This window comes from Corallococcus macrosporus (assembly GCF_017302985.1).
GTDB lineage: Bacteria > Myxococcota > Myxococcia > Myxococcales > Myxococcaceae > Corallococcus > Corallococcus macrosporus_A.
The window spans coordinates 2090773-2106386 of sequence record NZ_JAFIMU010000007.1 but is presented as its reverse complement, the minus strand read 5'-3'; the positions used below and the strand labels follow the sequence as shown (position 1 = coordinate 2106386).

General features: G+C 70.5%; 17 protein-coding genes. 8 read left to right on the top strand and 9 right to left on the bottom strand.

From position 1 onward, the window contains the following. Positions 1–266 precede the first annotated feature (266 nt). The 4 genes from JYK02_RS21000 (at position 267) to JYK02_RS20985 (ending at position 4075) form a co-directional block, all read left to right on the top strand. Complete coding sequence (locus tag JYK02_RS21000; protein WP_207053493.1) at positions 267–911, top strand: hemerythrin domain-containing protein; 645 nt, start codon at positions 267–269, stop codon at positions 909–911. Between the two features lie 127 nt (positions 912–1038). After that, complete coding sequence (locus tag JYK02_RS20995) at positions 1039–1791, top strand: SIMPL domain-containing protein (protein WP_207053492.1); 753 nt, start codon at positions 1039–1041, stop codon at positions 1789–1791. A gap of 63 nt (positions 1792–1854) precedes the next feature. Further along, positions 1855–3312: a Tox-REase-5 domain-containing protein gene (locus tag JYK02_RS40475; RefSeq protein ID WP_207053491.1), complete on the top strand. Its 1458-nt coding sequence runs from the start codon at positions 1855–1857 to the stop codon at positions 3310–3312. Between the two features lie 4 nt (positions 3313–3316). Next, positions 3317–4075 carry an immunity 52 family protein gene (locus JYK02_RS20985; protein WP_207053490.1) on the top strand — a complete coding sequence of 253 codons (759 nt, stop codon included), beginning with the start codon at positions 3317–3319 and terminating at the stop codon, positions 4073–4075. 1 nt (position 4076) lies between these two features. Here JYK02_RS20985 and JYK02_RS20980 read toward each other — a convergent pair whose 3' ends face one another. The 6 genes from JYK02_RS20980 to JYK02_RS20955 are packed head-to-tail and all read right to left on the bottom strand — an operon-like array spanning position 4077 to position 8947. Beyond that, complete coding sequence (locus JYK02_RS20980; protein WP_207053489.1) at positions 4077–4973, bottom strand: alpha/beta hydrolase-fold protein; 897 nt, start codon at positions 4971–4973, stop codon at positions 4077–4079. Between the two features lie 2 nt (positions 4974–4975). After that, positions 4976–6088 carry a hypothetical protein gene (locus JYK02_RS20975; protein ID WP_207053487.1) on the bottom strand — a complete coding sequence of 371 codons (1113 nt, stop codon included), beginning with the start codon at positions 6086–6088 and terminating at the stop codon, positions 4976–4978. Further along, the gene (locus JYK02_RS20970) at positions 6085–6396 is read right to left on the bottom strand and encodes a PadR family transcriptional regulator (protein ID WP_207053485.1); all 312 of its coding nucleotides are present in this window, start codon (positions 6394–6396) and stop codon (positions 6085–6087) included. The genes JYK02_RS20975 and JYK02_RS20970 overlap by 4 nt, the downstream gene beginning before the upstream one ends. A gap of 31 nt (positions 6397–6427) precedes the next feature. Continuing rightward, positions 6428–7741: a hypothetical protein gene (locus JYK02_RS20965; RefSeq protein WP_207053484.1), complete on the bottom strand. Its 1314-nt coding sequence runs from the start codon at positions 7739–7741 to the stop codon at positions 6428–6430. A gap of 34 nt (positions 7742–7775) precedes the next feature. Beyond that, on the bottom strand, positions 7776–8423 hold the full coding sequence (locus JYK02_RS20960; protein WP_207053483.1) for an SCO family protein: 648 nt from the start codon (positions 8421–8423) through the stop codon (positions 7776–7778). A 5-nt stretch (positions 8424–8428) separates the two neighbouring features. Beyond that, complete coding sequence (locus JYK02_RS20955; protein ID WP_207053482.1) at positions 8429–8947, bottom strand: hypothetical protein; 519 nt, start codon at positions 8945–8947, stop codon at positions 8429–8431. A gap of 89 nt (positions 8948–9036) precedes the next feature. On the opposite strand from JYK02_RS20955, the gene JYK02_RS20950 reads away from it, so the two are divergent. Continuing rightward, positions 9037–9426 carry a FixH family protein gene (locus tag JYK02_RS20950; protein ID WP_242588830.1) on the top strand — a complete coding sequence of 130 codons (390 nt, stop codon included), beginning with the start codon at positions 9037–9039 and terminating at the stop codon, positions 9424–9426. A gap of 17 nt (positions 9427–9443) precedes the next feature. On the opposite strand, the gene JYK02_RS20945 is transcribed toward JYK02_RS20950, so the two are convergent. Continuing rightward, a complete protein-coding gene (locus tag JYK02_RS20945; RefSeq protein ID WP_207053480.1) occupies positions 9444–9896 on the bottom strand; it encodes a hypothetical protein in 453 nt (150 codons plus the stop codon). Positions 9897–9993: 97 nt separating this feature from the next. On the opposite strand from JYK02_RS20945, the gene JYK02_RS20940 reads away from it, so the two are divergent. Then, a complete protein-coding gene (locus JYK02_RS20940) occupies positions 9994–10812 on the top strand; it encodes a DODA-type extradiol aromatic ring-opening family dioxygenase (protein ID WP_207053478.1) in 819 nt (272 codons plus the stop codon). Positions 10813–10827: 15 nt separating this feature from the next. Here the strand turns inward: JYK02_RS20940 and JYK02_RS20935 are convergent, their stop codons facing one another. Beyond that, positions 10828–11547, bottom strand: a complete 720-nt coding sequence (locus tag JYK02_RS20935; protein WP_207053476.1) for a type 1 glutamine amidotransferase domain-containing protein — start codon at positions 11545–11547, stop codon at positions 10828–10830. A gap of 103 nt (positions 11548–11650) precedes the next feature. On the opposite strand from JYK02_RS20935, the gene JYK02_RS20930 reads away from it, so the two are divergent. After that, positions 11651–12571: a LysR family transcriptional regulator gene (locus JYK02_RS20930; RefSeq protein ID WP_207053475.1), complete on the top strand. Its 921-nt coding sequence runs from the start codon at positions 11651–11653 to the stop codon at positions 12569–12571. A gap of 218 nt (positions 12572–12789) precedes the next feature. Then, positions 12790–13335: a hypothetical protein gene (locus JYK02_RS20925; protein WP_207053474.1), complete on the top strand. Its 546-nt coding sequence runs from the start codon at positions 12790–12792 to the stop codon at positions 13333–13335. Here the strand turns inward: JYK02_RS20925 and JYK02_RS20920 are convergent, their stop codons facing one another. Next, positions 13336–15522: a lamin tail domain-containing protein gene (locus JYK02_RS20920; protein ID WP_242588829.1), complete on the bottom strand. Its 2187-nt coding sequence runs from the start codon at positions 15520–15522 to the stop codon at positions 13336–13338. Positions 15523–15614 lie beyond the last annotated feature (92 nt).

The following is a 15614-nucleotide window of genomic DNA, read 5'->3' as shown; positions in this document are numbered from 1 at the left end:
ACCGATCTGGCCGCGCACGGTGTGCACGCCCGGGGCGTCCGGGGAGTGGGGCCCGGTGCGGTTTTTCGACCGGTTCCGGACACTCGGGGCCTTCTGGCCGCCTGCCCTCCGGCCGGACGCGGGGGCCAGGGCGGCGGGGGTGGGCACGGCCGGGAATCCATCCCCACCCTTCACTCCGTGCCGCGCTGCGCCAGGGCCATCAGGGGCCCGAGCGGTTTCACGACGGGGGATGCGCGGCCCCTGACTCAACGGAAGGGAGACGGCCCATGGATGCCATCACGTTGCTGAAGGCGGACCACAAGACGGTGGAGCAGCTGTTCCGCAAGTTCGAGAAGGCGGGCGACCACGCGCTGGCGCACAAGCGCAAGCTGGTGGACGAGATGGTGCGGGAGCTGTCCATCCACGCGGCCATCGAGGAGCAGGTCTTCTACCCGGCCGTGCGCGCGCGCTCCGAGGAGCTGTCCCCGGACGTGCTGCGCGCGCTGGAGGAGCACCACGTGGTGAAGTGGGTGCTGTCGGAGCTGGACACGATGCCGCCGGAGTCCGAGCGCTTCGACGCGAAGGTGCACGTGCTGATGGAGAACGTGCGCGCGCACGTGACGGAGGAGGAGCAGTACCTCTTCCCGGAGGTGAAGAAGGCCTTCAAGCCGCAGGAGCTGCGGCAGGTGGGCGAGGCGCTGGAGCTGGCGAAGAAGGCCGCGCCCACGCACCCGCACCCGGCCCAGCCGGACACGCCCCCGGGCAACCTGCTGACGGGCGCGGTGGCGGCGGTGATGGACATGGGGCGGGACGCGCTGCGCGTCGCGCGCCGCAAGGCGGTGACCCAGGTGCGCAAGGCCGCGCCGCGTCCGCTGAGGAAGCCGCTGGAGTCGGTGATGTCGCTCGACTCCTCGGGCGACTCGCTGCACTGAAGTGGGCGTCCGGCGCTGGATGTCCCGGGGCCCGGTGAATGTCCACCGGGGCAGGGGCGTCCCAGGGGTATGAGGGGGCTTTCGCGCGACCCGCGCGAAGGTTCCCCCGCCTTGGGAAGGAGGCGCCATGTCCGCTGTTCGCAGGATGTTGACGACGTTGGTGGTGCTCGCGGGCTTCACGGCCGCGGCGCAGGCGCAGGTTCCCCCGTCCGGTTCACCGCAGCCGCGGCCGCCCGTGGATCCACAGGTGCGCACGCTGCGCGTGGAGGGCACGGGCGAGGTGAAGGCCCAGCCCGACGAGGCCTTCATCGACGTGGCGGTGGAGACGTCCGCCGCGAACGCGAAGGCCGCGGGGGAGGAGAACGCGAAGCGGATGGAGAAGGTGCTCGCGGCGCTCACCGGAGCGGGCATCGCGAAGCGGGACCTGCAGACGCGCAACTACAACGTCTATCCCGAGTACACGCCGTCGCCCCCGCAGGGCGGTGAGCCGAAGCTCAAGGGCTACCGCGTGAGCAACCTGGTGAGCGTCCACGTGACGGACCTCTCCAAGGTGGGGAGCCTCCTGGACAAGGCGTTGGCGGCGGGAGCGAACCGGGTGGACTCCGTGCGCTTCGGCCTGAGCCGCCAGGACGCGGTGCAGGGAGAGGCGCTGCGGCAGGCGGTGGCGCGGGCGAGGAAGTCCGCGGACGTGCTGGCCGCGTCGCTGAACGTGAAGCTGGGCTCGGTGCTGGACGCGAGCACGGTGACGGAAGCGCCGCGCCTGTACCCGGCCACCTTCGCCATGGACATGGCGGAAGCGCGAAGCGCGCCCACCACGCCCATCCAGCCGGAGGAGCAGACGGTGCAGGCGAAGGTGACGCTCATCTTCGCGATCCAGTAGTCGCGGGTGGAGGACACTCCAGGTCGGGACGGCGTCACCTGCGTCCGGACCTGGAGTGGCGTCATGCGGATGGGAGTCCTGTGGTGCTGCGTGCTCATGCTCTTCACGGGCTGCGCGCAGGCTGTCTCCAGCAGGACCCTGCGCTACGCACCCCGGGAGTCCATGGGGGCTCCAGGCTCCGGTCGCGTCGTCGCGAGTTCAGGCGTCCGCGCGGATGCATGGGAGCAGTTGCTGACGGACGCGGGGCTGGACGCGCGGGATGAGCGTCCCCTGGGAGCAGTGCTGACGCCCACGCATGCGGCGCGGCTGTTGGGAGTGCTGCTGGGCAAGCCCGTCACGTTGCAGTCCTTCCCACCACGCATGGCGGCGGGCTTCCTGCTGCGCGAGGTGCTGGAGGAAGGCGAAGTCTCGCGCGAGGAATTGCAGCGCCGGGTGGAGCGCTTTGCTCGCGAGCAGGTCGCGGTGTTGCGGCCGGATGGCTACCTCGCGTGGGCGCTCAGCGGGCGCACCCAGCAGAAGGTGGCCCCCGTCGAGTGGAAGGACGGCGCCTTCCGCGCGCATGGCTTCGAGCTGGGCCGCTTCTACAGCGGCAAGGGCGGCGTCTTCCGCGCCGTGGATGCGCGGCTCCAGGCGACGGACTGGCGGCCCCTGGCGGAAGTGTACGACGACGCGGACGTCCTCGGCCGCTCGCTGGACGGAGCCGAGGACGCCTTCGGGGAGCTGTACCACGCGCTCGGACAGGTGCTCACGCGTCCGGTGGACAGCATCGCGGGACTGAGAAACCTGCCAGCGGGTGTGTCGGCGCTCATCACGTCGTCGCCCGCATACTGGGAACGCTTCCAGTCCATGACCCGCGGCGAGCAGATCCGAGAAGTGTCGCGGCTCACGACTGGGATGCTCGTCACCTGGGGCGCGGCGTCGGCCACGACACGGACATTGAAAGGGATGTCGCTGGGCGCGGAAGTCTCGGTGCCGGTGCTCTCGCTGTCAGCGGAAGGCGCGTTGGCACTGGAGCGCGTCTCAGTACCCGCAGGACGCGCGGCGACGGCACTGAGCGGTGGCCCTGGGGCAGCCATCATCCTCCACCGCGCAAACACGACTGGCAGTGGCGCTGCTCCGTCCAAAGGCCCCGGACAGTGGGCGCCCGCCAACGAGTCGATGTCCACGCGTGCCCGGCGCTATCAGGAGCAGATCAGTGGGCACTCCGCGGATGAGGCGTACTGGGTCGGCGACGTGAAGTTTGATGGCTTCAAGGACGGTGTCCTGCTTGAGGCAAAAGGGCCTGGGTATGCGAAGTTCTTCGAAGGCCTGGAGCCAAAGGAGTGGTTCCGGAACTCCGGAGCACAGATGCTCGTTGATCAAGCAGATCGGCAGAGTCGAAAAGTCCGGGGCACGGGTATTCTCGTCCGGTGGCACGTCGCGGAGAAGGCGGCCGCTGATGCCTTCCGCGAACTTCTCAAGAACGCGCGTGTTGTGGGGGTCGAAATCGTCCACACCCCTGCCCTCCCTTTAGGTGGATGACCTCATGACGGTGAAGCTCGAAGCCGAGACCTATCCAGATACCTACTTCGCGGGTGCCTACTGGGGGCCGCGAAAGGAGTCTCCCGAGGAATGCGCCCGTCGCACAGCGAGCTTTCTCAACCGCCTGGCGGAGTGCGACCCTTTCCTGGCTCACTGGTACAAGCCCGCCAGGTCGCGGAAGGACGCGCGCACGCATTCCCTGATGCCGCCCGACATGCCTTTGCTCGCTGAGATGTTCCGGCGAGGCGTCAACCGGGAGAGAGGGGGACCCGTTTTCGAGGACCTGGGCTTCAGCTTCTGGTTCGACAACGGTGGAACAAGTCGTGATTGTGCGGCCCTTCGCATCCGTTGCGGCGGATACGCGGAAGCGCATTCCAATTCCTGTTTCCTGTCGCTCCCCAATCAGGGACCGAATGCGGAGCGGATTTTCACGGCATCCGTTCTAGCCGAAGTGGTGCGAAGCATGGCCCTGGCCTGGGAGCCTGAATGGGTTGCCGCCATGTCCCGCATGCATCGGGAGCTGGACGATAAGGACGGCAATGCGGACATCTTGCTGGGCTGGGTAACCTACCTGTCCCGTCACCGCGGCACGGTGCCGCCACTGCCCGCACCCGTGCGCATCGAACCTGTCGGAGACCAGGGCACGTTGATCATCCTGACCCCTGAGCGCTTCACGGTCTCCAACCCCGAACACATCGCGCTGGCACGACGTGTCCGCGAACTGCTGGCCCGAGCAGGGCTCATGTCGCCTGGCGTGTCCTGATTCACTTCACGAGGAAGTCGGCCAGCGAGGCCACGTCCGACGCGCAGTGGCCGCCGTAGAGCGGGTGCCACTCGGTCCTGACGCCACGCTCACGAGCCAGATTGGCCAGACGTTCGGTGCCTTCGTAGTTGCCGTAGGCATCGTAGAGGCCGCAGGAGAGATAGAGCTCCGGATGGTCCGGCCCTGCTTGCTCGACCAGGTCCAGGGGCGAGACGCGGCGCCATTCGGCTTCGTCGGCCACGTACTTGCGCGCCATCCACCAGACTCCGAACACGATCTTGGGATCGGCTCCGGTGCGCTCCATCGAGGCCCGGATGGTGCCGAAAGAGGAGAACGGCGTGTCGGCGTAGACGCCCGGGCAGAGCGCCGCGACCTTCGCGAACTGCTCCGGATGGGAAAGGCCCGCGACCAGGACGTTGAGCCCACCCATCGACTCGCCCAGCAGCATCCGCCGCCGGGGACGCCCTACCTTCGCTTCGAGCGCAGGCAGCCGTGACATGAAGTCATCCAGCAGCCCGCTGTCCTCCTGCTTCCCCTTCGGTGTCAGGATCCAGGTCGAGCCGTAGGAGACGGTCACGACCGTGGGCGGGAGGGCTCCGGTGGCCTGCCATTGCGCCTGCAGCATGCCGGTGAAGTAGGTGTCGTCGTTCCAGATCGTCTCGTCGAGATTGCGCCCGTGGTGGTGATAGACGATGTCGCCGTTGGTGCCCCCGGCGGCCGTGTTGATGCAGTAACGCAGGGGCCCTTGCGCATCGCACTGCTGAATCGCGGGCGTGAATGATGCCCGTTGGTCGCCGCGGCTGCGTGTCAGCCGCGTCCACGTGAACCCGAGCACGGCTGCAAGCAAGACAACGGGCAGCAGGTATCGAACCCGCCATCCAAATCGAGGCAGGGGCATGGTCAGGCGAGCGCGATCTTGGAGTGGAGGTCGCGCGAAGCCCGCGGCGTGTGGGCCGCGGCGGGGGTTGCGCCGTCCCGCGAACTCACCGGCCTCGGCAGGGCCGAAAGGCTCAGGACGTAGCCGAGGATCGCGCTGCCGCCGTAGCCCACGACCGGAGTCGGGTAGTTGCCGAGCGCGGCGGCAAGGATCGCCGCGAGCCATGCGGACCCGAAGGCGAGACAGGTCACGCGGCTGTCCGGGGCACCGGACCATCCAATGCGCACAGGAATGAGCAGCAGGGCCGAGCCGGCGATGACGGCCAGCCCCGCGAGGGCATGGACCTCGAAGGAGGAGAAGAGGACCTGGTCGACGAAAGGGACGGCTGGAAGCGCGTCGGGACGCAGCAGCGTCACCCCGAACGCCAGGAGGCTGGCCGTGAATGCCAGCGCCGTCAGCCGGCCCGCGCGCGTCGCCGCGACGGTCGCCAGCGTCACGGTCATCATGGCCGCCATCGCCCGGTCGGGCTGGAGCGCCATGGCCAGCGCGGCAACGACCATCCCCGCCGTCGCGAGCGGGGTGCGCGTCCGGGAGAAGCCGGCGAGCATGAGCGGCAGAAGGACCAGGCTCGGTTGCACGACCACGCCACCGAGCCTGACCCAGCGAGCGGCCCCTTCGATGCGGAGGCCGACGAATGCGGTGGCGAGCAGCAGGACCGAGAGGCCGAGAATCAGGGCCCCGGACAAGCGCCCGGCCCCCTCCGGGATGCGGCCGACGAGGGCCAGCAGGACAAGCGCGAGGACGAGCGCGCCCGCGTTGACGACGAGGTAGCCGACAGGCGCGCCGGCAAGCGTCATGTAGACGAGCCCCATGGCGACGGCGCCGGCCGCGCAGAGTGCACCGACGGCACGCGGGCCCTGCGACGCGCCGAAGGGCTGCATCAGGCGCAGGCCGAGGGCACGCGGCGCCAATCCACGGACACTCGCGAGCGCGAACAACAGGGCCTGGGTGTCGTCTGGGATTTCCTCAAGCTCGTAGCGGATGGCCAGCCCCCAGTCGCGCAGCCGCGGCGGCAGGATGGACTCCAGGGCGCGGCACAGCAGCTCCGCCAGACGTCGTTGGACCCGGGCGCTCATGTCGGGACCTCGCGAAGGCCGGAGCGAGCAGCCACCTTGCGCTCTGGCGGATTGTCGCGCGCGAGCTGCACCCCGGCCTGGGTCAGGCGATACGCGTGCCTGGGCGGCCGCCCCCCCTCCGCTGGCTGCTGCCACTCGGCTTCGAGATAGCCCTGGGCTTCGAGGCGGATCAGCAGCGGGTAGAGCGTGCCCGACTTCACGTCCGCCAGACGGCACAGCTCATACCCGTGCGACCAGCCCGTGCCGGCCTCCAGCAGTACGGCAAGCACGGAGCGGGCGTGATTCGACAGCGCGCGGGTTCGTGGCATGCCCCTTAAATCTACCTATGTAGATTTAAAGTCAAGCCGCGGGCAACTTGAAGTTCCAGCCCGCGAGGTGCCGCAGCTCGCTCGCGCCTCCCGTGGGGATGCGTTCCGGCACGGGCTGGACGTGCGTTGGAGTGGACACGTCCACCGCGATGCGTTTGACCCCAGGGGTCTTGTCGAGACCGCCGCACCAGGTCTGCCAGCGCTCGCCATTCAGGCGGTCCCGGAAGCCGATGCCGGCCACCTGCTCCGCCGTGGGCGGCGTGGGGGAGAGCAGGTCGAGGTACTCCATCCGGCCTCGCAGGATGCCCCGGCCGTCGGTGCGCACCTCGTGGCAATAGGCGGCACCCCACAGGTCCTCGCGGAATTGGATGGCATACACGCTGCCCGGTGTCGGCGGGCCCGCGATGGACCTGGGCCTGGGCGCCGCCGGACTGGCCGTCTTGCGGCGCACGGTGGCGGTTGTTGTTGGCGCGGGGGGCTCCGCCTCGGGTCGTGGGAGATGGCCGAACAGCGTGGCCACCCGCGCCTCCTGGAGGCCCTCCTTCGCCGACCACCACGCCAGCGGCGCGGGCACCTCGACGTTTGTCGAAGGGCGGCGGTCGCGCTCGATGGCGGACGTGAAGCGGGTCATCAGGCCTGGATGCTCGGGTGCCTCGAGAATGCCGATGAACGCGAGCGCTTCCAGCACGGTCTCGCAGCGTGATGGACGGTTGGCGCTCAGCAGCCGGGCCTTGTGGAGCGCGGTGCGCGCCTGGCTGTAGCGTGCCTTGGGGGGAAGGCCGCGCAACAGCTCGAGCACCTGGTGGAACACCCAGACATCCCGTGGCGTGGGCTGGGGCCAGGAGGACGGCGGTCTGTCGATGGCGGCGGTCAGGGCGAGCACGCCGTTGACCGGATGGTCCACACCCCAGTCCCCGCCCGACAGGTGGCGCAGGTACGCGGCGTAGGTGACGTCGATGGCGCCTGCATTGAAGAAGCAGACACGGCAGCTGCCTCCTCCCATGGGCTCCTCGGCGTGGACGGGCATGGCCCGTCCCAGGATGGCGGCGGGCAGCACGCTCAACCAGGCGAGGCCGGCGGACACCATCGAGGCCACGAACGCGTCGGCCGCCGGACGCAGGTCGACCTTCGCGGCGGACTGGCGCAGCCTGTCGATGGCCTCGTCATGCCCCCACCGGATGAAGACATTGGGCACCAGACCGGCCGCCTTCAGTTGCGCATGATCCGCTTCCGTGAAGGTGGCGGGAATCCGATGGCTGTAGCGGCCTTCGTCATCGAAGCCGCTGTTGCTCGAGCTGTAGACGCGGTCCAGCAGGTCCATGACGGCGGGATCGGGATGGGTCATCTCCAGGGCACGGTACGGGAGGCGGCCCGCGTCGTCACTCCTGTGTCCGTGCCAGCAGCGCGGCGTCCCGGAGCAGGGCCTCCAATCCTCCCTCGCCCTCGGTGACGCGGTAGTAGCCGCGGAGCTGTCCCCGGGCGTCCACGAGGACGAAGTGCTCGCCGTGGAAGACGCTGAAGAAGTCGTCCTCGCCCGCGTCGGCGTCGCGGCCCATCATCACGCGGAAGCCCTCCAGGACCGTGGTCTCCACTGCGTCCAGCGGCCCCGTCAGCAGCGTCCAGTTGGACGTGTCGATGCGGTGGTCGCGCGCATAGGCGGTCAGCCGCTCCGGTGTGTCGTGACGCGGATCCACGCTGAACGACGCGAAGCGCACGTCCAGGCCCTGCTCCCGTGCCTGCCGCTGCACCCGCAGCATCTTCTGCGTGAGCATCGGGCAGACCGTGGGGCAGCGGGTGAAGAAGAAGTCCGCCACGTAGAGGTGGCCCCGCATGTCGGCGTCGGAGAAGGGCTGGCCTGTCTGCGCGGTCAGCTCGAAGCGCGGGAGCGGACCGTACCGGGGCAGGTTCTCCGCGGCGATGCGCGCGCGTTCGCGTTGAACGTGGGGCCACGCGATGCACAGCAGCGCGACGACCAGCAGGACGCTCGCGAGCGCGAGCCACGGCAGGGATTTGCGAGGAGGGGACATGGGCTTCATGGGAGGCGGCAGGAGCGCAGGCAGCGCGCGTCCGTGATGACGCGTTCGGGGGAGCCTTGAATCAGGTCGTAGACGCCTCGGACCTGGAGGCGTTGATCCACCAGCAACAGGAGGCGCCCGCGGTCCTGGAGCCGCTGCCAGTCCGGGTGGAGCACCGTGGCGTCGAGCGGCGTCGCGATGACGACCCGGAACGGGACACCATCGGCCTCCAGCCGCTCCTGGACCTGTCGCAGGAAGGATGCGCCTGGCCCCCTCGTGAAGGGGAGCAGGGTGAGCTGACCATGCAGTTGCCCGCGCTCCAGCGGCTGGCCTCGTTCATCGCGGAGCGTGAGCGCGGGCAGGGGGCCAAGCACGGGCGGCGGTACCTCCAGCTCCCATGAAGCGTGAGCCGGAGGCGCCTCCGTCCAGGCGAAGTCCAGCACCGCCGCGAGCGCCGCGCATGCGAGCACGGACACGGTCAGCCCCGCGGTTCCCAGCACCACGAACACCCACGACGAGGACGGAGGGGCGGACATGCCGGCGCACCCTCTCGCATCCAGGCCGCGTGCGCGATGCGACACCTTGTCGCAGAACGCGGGACGGCTTCTTCCGCTACATGGCGGGAATGACGAAGGCACTGCTGATGGGAATGCTGTTGTGGAGCGCGACGTCCCTGGCCGCCACCGTGGGGACGGTGACCAGCGCATCCGGCCGGATCCGCGTGGAGGTCCTTTCGGAGACGACGCCGCTGCGAAGAGGCGTTCAGACCTTCCAGGTGCGCGTCACCGACGCCACGTCAGGCAAGCCGGTGCCCGGTGTCGTGCTCGCCGTGCAGCCCTGGATGCCCGCGATGAACCACGGCATCTCCGAGGTCCCTCACGTCACCGCGCGAGACCCCGGGACCTTCGACGTGTCCGACGCGGACCTCTTCATGCCCGGCGTCTGGGAGCTGCGCTTCACGCTGAAGGGGACGGTGGAGGACTCGGCCACCGTCACCCTCAAGCTGGGGCGGTAGGCCCGCTTCCGCGACGCTCAGGGCTCGAGCGCCGCACGAGCCGTCTGACGCGGCATCAGGCCGCTGAATTCGTAGATGAACGCGCCGTTCTCCGTGACGTCCACGGTGCAGGCGCCCGCGCGAGACAGGCCCTCGAGCACCTCCTTGGCTTCGGTGAACGACAGCTGACTGGCCGCCGCCACCTCGGCGATGGTGACGCGGCCGCCGTGCTCCTTCGCGCAGGCGAGCACGGCCCGCTCGACGTCGCGCGAGTCCAGGGCGGGCCGCGCCACGGGCGCATCCCGCAGCTCGGGCGGCAGCTTCGCGCGCCGCGCGGAGCGGACGAGCGCCAGGCCCCCGAGGACGAAGACGGCGGAGAGGATGAACCCCGTGACCGTGTGGTCCGCCTTGTTCTGGCGCAGGTTGTCGATCTCCACGCCGAAGCCGATGACGCCGAAGGCGACCAGCGCCCAGCCGATGATGCTCTTCATGAAACCCCCGTGACGGTCCCCACCCTGTTTCATAGCAGAAGCCATCAGGGCCCGGCGGCATGCGCGGAGGCAGACCGCGCGTTACACCTGGGACGCCATGCCAACCGACCCTTCCAGCCCTTCGCGCCTGCCCGTCGTCTTCATCCCGCACGGCGGTGGCCCGTGGCCCTTCGTGGAGATGGGCCTTCCGAAAGCGGAGGTCCAGTCGCTCGCGACCTACCTGCGTCAGGTGGGCCAGCGCCTTGCCACACCGCCGAAGGCGCTGCTCGTCATCTCCGCGCATTGGGAAGAGCCCGTGCCCACGGTGATGACGTCCGAAGCGCCGCCCATCCTGTATGACTATTACGGCTTCCCGCCGGAGTCGTACCGCATCACCTGGCCGGCGCCGGGCAACCCCCGGCTCGCCGCGCGCGTGCGGGAGCTGCTCTCCTCGGCGGGCTTCGCCACGGCGGAGGACCCCGCGCGGGGCTACGACCACGGCACCTTCATCCCGCTGAAGCTCACGTACCCGGAGGCGGACGTCCCCTGCGTCCAGCTGTCGCTGAAGCAGGGGTTGGATCCCGCGGAGCACCTGGCCATGGGCCGGGCGCTCGCGCCGCTTCGCGACGAGGGCGTCTTCATCATCGGCAGCGGGCTGACGTTCCACAACCTGCGCGCCTTCGGAGACCCTCGCGTGCACGAGGTCTCCGCGAAGTTCGACGCCTGGGTCCAGGACGCCGCCACGGCCCCCGTGTCCCTCCGCGACGAGATGCTCACGCAGTGGACGCAGGCGCCCTACGCGCGGCTCGCCCATCCGCGCGAGGAGCACCTGCTCCCCCTGATGGTCGCAGCCGGTGCCGCCGGTGCGGACCGGGGCACCACCGCCTGGGCCGGCGCCATGATGGGGACGCGCATCTCCGGCTACCAGTTCGGCTGACGGCGGCGCGGGCCCTCAGCCCTTGGGGGCCGGGGCCTGCTGCTTCTTCTCGGCCAGGACCTTGAGGACCTCCCGCGCGGTGGCGGCGGAGGACGCCGGGTTCTGCCCGGTGACCAGCCGCCCGTCGCGCACCGTGAAGCTCTTCCACAGCGGGCCGGACTCGTAGCGGGCGCCCAGCTCGCGCAGCCGCGTCTCCAGCGGGAAGGGGACGATGGCGTCGAACTTCGCCGCCTGTTCCTCCGCGTTGCTGAAGCCCGCCACGCGCTTGCCCGCCACCAGCGGCTTGCCGTCCGGGCCCTTCACGCCCACCAGCGCCGCCGGGCCGTGGCAGACCGCCGCCACCACCGCGCCCCGCGCGTAGCCCGAGGACAGCAACTGGTGCGTGGGCGCGTGCTGCGACAGGTCCCACATCACGCCGTGCCCGCCCACCACGAAGTAGGCGTCGTACGTGTCCTTCACCTGCGCGAGCACCTGCGTGTTCGCCAGCTTCTTCGTCGCCTCGGCGTCCGCGAGGAAGGCGCGCGTGTCCTCCGTGGACTCCTTCTCGCTGCGCGGATCCACGGGCGCCTTGCCCCCCAGCGGCGAGGCGATGTCCACCTGGGCTCCCGCCTTCACGAACTGCTCGTACGGCGCGGCGAGCTCCTCCAGCCAGAAGCCCGTCTTCTCTCCGGTGCTCCCGAACTGCGAGTGGCTGGTGACGATGAGCAGCACCTTCACGGCGGTCAGTGCTTCCATGGGACGTCTCCTCCAAGCCCCTGTCCATGCAGGGGCGATGGGGGAGGAATACGTCCGGCCCCTTCCCAAGAAAACCGAGAGGCACTTCACATAAACTGAAGCCATGCTTGGCAATCACGAAGCGCTCTGGACGCTGTGGGAGGTGAGCCGGGCGGGCACGCACGCGGCCGCCGCCGCGCGCCTGGGCATCACCGCGTCCGCCGTGGGCCAGCAGCTCAAGGCGCTGGAGCGGCACGCCGGGGTGGCGTTGTTCGAACGGGTGGGGCGCAGGGCAAGGCTCACCCCGGCGGGGGCCGCCCTGGTCGCGAGGCTGGGGGAATACCTGCCCGCGCTGGACGCGGCGCTGGAGGAGGCCTCCGAAGCCCAGCGCGCGGTGCGCGGCGAGGTGTCCCTGGGCGGCCCCTGGCCCTTCTTCCGGTACTGGCTGCGGCCCCGCCTGCCGGGCCTGCTGACGCGTCACCCGGAGCTGCGGCTGGACGTGCGCTTCGATGTGCCCAGCCGCGTGTCCCGGCTGCTGCTGGAGGGGGCGCTGGACCTGGGCATCCTCGGGCTGCTGCCGGACGCGCCCGGCCTGGAGGTGCGGCCGGTGGCGCAGGAGGCGTTCGTCGCGGTGGCCGCGCCCGCGTACCTGAAGCGCTGGGGAACGCCGCGCACGGCCCGGGACTACGGCGCGCATCGCTTCGTCGCCTTCGACGCGGACCTGGCGATGCTGGCGCCCTGGTGGCGCTCCGCCTTCGGGCCCAGGGAGCCGTTGCCGGCGCAGGTGGTGTGCCGCATCGCGAACCTGGACGAGATGCTGGCCCTGGTGGAGGCGGGCGCGGGGCTGGCGGTGCTGCCCGACTACCTGGTGGCGCCCGCCGTGCGGGAGAAGCGCGTGGTGACGCTCACGCCGGAGCCGGGCCGGCGCTCCGCGAGGCGCCCCCGGGGCACGCTCTGGGTCGCCTGGCGCAAGGCCGCGGCCCCCACGGCGCGCTTCATCGCCGTCCGCGACTGGCTCCTGGGCGGCGGCCAGGCGCCGCGCTAGCGGCGGGCATCCAGGGCCAGGGTGGCTCGCGCTTGCCTGCCCTCCTGCCGGGAGGGGCGTCGTTCCCGTGGGCCGGGTCCAGGCCCGGACTTTCGTGGTTCCCGGAGGGGCGGGGCGAGCGCATCTTCCCCGTGAGGAGAGAACGGGCCCGTGCCGCCATGGAGGGGGAATCCATGGAGGACGCGGGCCGCTTCGCACGACGCGGGAGGACGTGGCCAATGCGGGGAATGCGCGGGACGGCGGGCCTGCTGGTGCTGGGCCTCCTGGGGCTCGGGAGCCTCGGGGGACTGACGGCGTGCGGCGGCGGAGACGCGAAGTCACCGGGGCCTTCCGCGAAGCACCGCGAGGGACGCTCGGAGGTGCTGCGCGGGCTGATGGCCTCCAAGGAGCACGTGGATCCGGATGCCCTGAAGGCCGCGGGCGCGGAGGTGAAGGGCGAGGCGTCCCCCGCTCCGGCCGCCGCCGAGGGAACGGGCGGCTCCGGGTCCCAGCAGCGTCCCATGGGCTGGGCCGCGGGCCGGGTGTCCTGGGTGGGCGACGACGAGGTGCTCTTCGTGGACGGCCGCGGTCAGGAGCAGGAGGTCCGCGTGGACGAGGCCACGCGGCTGCGGCGCAATGAAGAGAACGTGCAGCTGCGCGAGCTGTCCGAGGGCGATGAGATCCGCGTCACCTACGAGGACCAGGGCCAGGAGTGGATCGCCCGGGACGTGGAGGCGGTGCCCGAGCGCAGGACGCCCGAGCCCGGCTCCCCGCCGCTGCGCTGACTAGAACGCGCCGCCATCCGCGCGCCGGCCCGGTGAGGACTGCCGCCCGGGCGTCAGCGTGGTGTGCGGCACGAAGCCCGCGTCCGGGGACAGGTCCGGCGAGCGGTTGATGGACACCGCGTCCACGGTGCTGAAGTACTCCACGCTGTCCACCACGCCGCCGTCCGCGCGCTTGAGTTGCACGATGTCGGAGGTGTTGTTGAGGCTCAGCGTCCCGCCGGAGGACGCGACCGTGTCGGGCGTGCCGGGCGTGAAGCCCGCGGGCCCACCGAAGACGACCAGGGGCCGGCCTGGCTGCAGCACCGTGCCCGGCGCGAAGAAGTGCTGCCAGTTGATGGCGTCCCAGAGGCTCCAGCCGGACAGGTCCACCGGGACGGAGCTCGCGTTGTAGACCTCCACGAACTCGTGCGCGGTGCCACCGGGGAGCGCGGGCTCGTTGGCGAGCACCTCGTTGATGATGACCCGGGGCGGCGCGCGCGTGAACCAGATGCGCTGGGTGCTCATGCTGAAGCGCGACGCGTTGGCCGTGTCCACCACGCGCAGGCACACCAGGTCGCTCTCCACGGCGGGCACGGTCCACCTGAAGGTGCCCGCGGCCGCGCTCACGGACGCGGTCACGACGTTCCAGGTGTGGCCGCCGTCATAGGAAGCCTCGATGCGCACGGTGGTCATGCCCACCGAGTGCCACGTGAACGTCAGCGGGGTGCCCGTGACGAACGTGCCGCCCAGGGGCGCGGTGAGCCGCACGCGTGGACCGGGGACGCCGCTCAGGTCGTAGCGGGTGAGGACGGGGTAGTGGTCGCTGACGGTGCGCGCGTAGTCCGGAATCGTCGCGTCGGGCCGGAGCACCTGCACGCCGCCGGGCACGGCGTCCACGGCCACCTCGTCGGTGACCAGCGTGTGGTCGATGACGTCGTCGTACTCCGTGGTGGTGCGGGTGTTGGCGTCGGTCAGCACCTTCGTGGGGAAGGTGTAGTGCGTGGGGTCGTTCAGGAAGTTCAGGTAGGGCGAGGCCAGCGCGACGCCGTTCTGCGTGGTGATGGAGTGGTCCAGGTCGTCGTTCCAGTCGCCAATGACCATCACGCGCGCCGTGGGCAGCCACTGGTCCAGGTAGCCCTTGAGGGCGGCCGCGGCGCGCTGGCGCTGGTCGTAGGACGTCCGGTCCTCGAAGGCCTTCATGTGCGTGACGATGACGGTCAGCGGCGCGTCCTCGCCGTGGACGCGGGTGGTGAAGTCCACGCGCAGCGGCGGGCGCCCGCCGAAGTCCGCGGCCTGCGCCGTGAGGATGACCTGGGCGCCGCGGTAGGTGAGCAAGGTGGTGTCGTAGAGGATGCCGGGCTTCTGCTCGCCGGCGGAGTACTGCGACGCGCCGCTGAGGACGTACGTGGTGTTGTTGGCGAGGAAGCCGTTGTAGGTGCTCGGCAGCCCCGACAGGAGCGTGTTGAAGTCCGCGGTGTCCACCATCTCCACCAGGCCCCAGACGTGGGCCCACGCGCCGCCGATGACTTTCGTCGCCCCCGTGACCTGGAGGTCGTCGCTCCAGCCGCCGTCGGAGGTGGAGTTCACCGGGCCCTGGTTGGGCGCGCCGAACCACTCCAGGTTCCATTGCCCCACGGTGAACAGCGTGAGCGGAGGCTGCACGATGACCACCACCTGCTTGGTCGCGGTCGCGCCCGTCGCGTCGCGCACGTTGGCGTCGAAGATGGTCATGCCCGCGGCGGTGGGAGTGCCGGACAGGACGCCGTCCGGGGACAGGGTGAGCCCCGCGGCCAGCGTTCCGGTGAAGCTCCAGGTGAACGGCGCCTGACCACCGGAGGCGCTGAGCCTCGCGGAATAGGGCTCCCCCACGCGGCCGTCCCCCAGCCCCGGGGAGTTCACCTCCAGCGTCGCACCCCCACCGCCACTCGGCACGCCGCTGTCGGCCTGCGAGCCGCCGTCGGCCTTCGAGCCGCCGTCGGAAGGCAGCCCGCCGTCACCTTGCGAGCCACCGTCGGAAGGCAGCCCGCCGTCGAAAGGCACGCCGCTGTCGGTGGTGGAGGCACCTCCATCGCCAGACGTGCCGCCATCGCCGGGCACGCCGCTGTCGGCGGAGCTGTCGGAAGGCCCTTCCGGATTCGTCGGCGTGGAGCCGGGACACGCGGCGAGCAGCAGTGCGAGCAGGGGTGGGACGAGGCGCGAGAGGGACATGGAAGTCATCCGGCCCAGATGCCGGAAGGGGACCACGGCCCATCGCAATGACGGGCGGTGTACCCCACTGCTTCCAAGAGTGACACACCCCT

What these genes read in the sequence shown, in the direction of transcription:
- JYK02_RS20995 (WP_207053492.1), top strand. Translation starts at nt 1,039, where the DNA reads ATGTCCGCTGTTCGCAGGATGTTGACGACGTTGGTGGTGCTCGCGGGC.
- JYK02_RS40475 (WP_207053491.1), top strand. Translation starts at nt 1,855, where the DNA reads ATGCGGATGGGAGTCCTGTGGTGCTGCGTGCTCATGCTCTTCACGGGC.
- JYK02_RS20960 (WP_207053483.1), bottom strand. Translation starts at nt 8,423, where the DNA reads ATGTCCCCTCCTCGCAAATCCCTGCCGTGGCTCGCGCTCGCGAGCGTC.
- JYK02_RS20935 (WP_207053476.1), bottom strand. Translation starts at nt 11,547, where the DNA reads ATGGAAGCACTGACCGCCGTGAAGGTGCTGCTCATCGTCACCAGCCAC.
- JYK02_RS20925 (WP_207053474.1), top strand. Translation starts at nt 12,790, where the DNA reads ATGCGGGGAATGCGCGGGACGGCGGGCCTGCTGGTGCTGGGCCTCCTG.
- JYK02_RS20975 (WP_207053487.1), bottom strand. Translation starts at nt 6,088, where the DNA reads ATGAGCGCCCGGGTCCAACGACGTCTGGCGGAGCTGCTGTGCCGCGCC.
- JYK02_RS20940 (WP_207053478.1), top strand. Translation starts at nt 9,994, where the DNA reads ATGCCAACCGACCCTTCCAGCCCTTCGCGCCTGCCCGTCGTCTTCATC.
- JYK02_RS20985 (WP_207053490.1), top strand. Translation starts at nt 3,317, where the DNA reads ATGACGGTGAAGCTCGAAGCCGAGACCTATCCAGATACCTACTTCGCG.
- JYK02_RS20970 (WP_207053485.1), bottom strand. Translation starts at nt 6,396, where the DNA reads ATGCCACGAACCCGCGCGCTGTCGAATCACGCCCGCTCCGTGCTTGCC.
- JYK02_RS20950 (WP_242588830.1), top strand. Translation starts at nt 9,037, where the DNA reads ATGACGAAGGCACTGCTGATGGGAATGCTGTTGTGGAGCGCGACGTCC.
- JYK02_RS20920 (WP_242588829.1), bottom strand. Translation starts at nt 15,522, where the DNA reads ATGTCCCTCTCGCGCCTCGTCCCACCCCTGCTCGCACTGCTGCTCGCC.
- JYK02_RS21000 (WP_207053493.1), top strand. Translation starts at nt 267, where the DNA reads ATGGATGCCATCACGTTGCTGAAGGCGGACCACAAGACGGTGGAGCAG.
- JYK02_RS20945 (WP_207053480.1), bottom strand. Translation starts at nt 9,896, where the DNA reads ATGAAGAGCATCATCGGCTGGGCGCTGGTCGCCTTCGGCGTCATCGGC.
- JYK02_RS20955 (WP_207053482.1), bottom strand. Translation starts at nt 8,947, where the DNA reads ATGTCCGCCCCTCCGTCCTCGTCGTGGGTGTTCGTGGTGCTGGGAACC.
- JYK02_RS20930 (WP_207053475.1), top strand. Translation starts at nt 11,651, where the DNA reads ATGCTTGGCAATCACGAAGCGCTCTGGACGCTGTGGGAGGTGAGCCGG.
- JYK02_RS20980 (WP_207053489.1), bottom strand. Translation starts at nt 4,973, where the DNA reads ATGCCCCTGCCTCGATTTGGATGGCGGGTTCGATACCTGCTGCCCGTT.
- JYK02_RS20965 (WP_207053484.1), bottom strand. Translation starts at nt 7,741, where the DNA reads ATGACCCATCCCGATCCCGCCGTCATGGACCTGCTGGACCGCGTCTAC.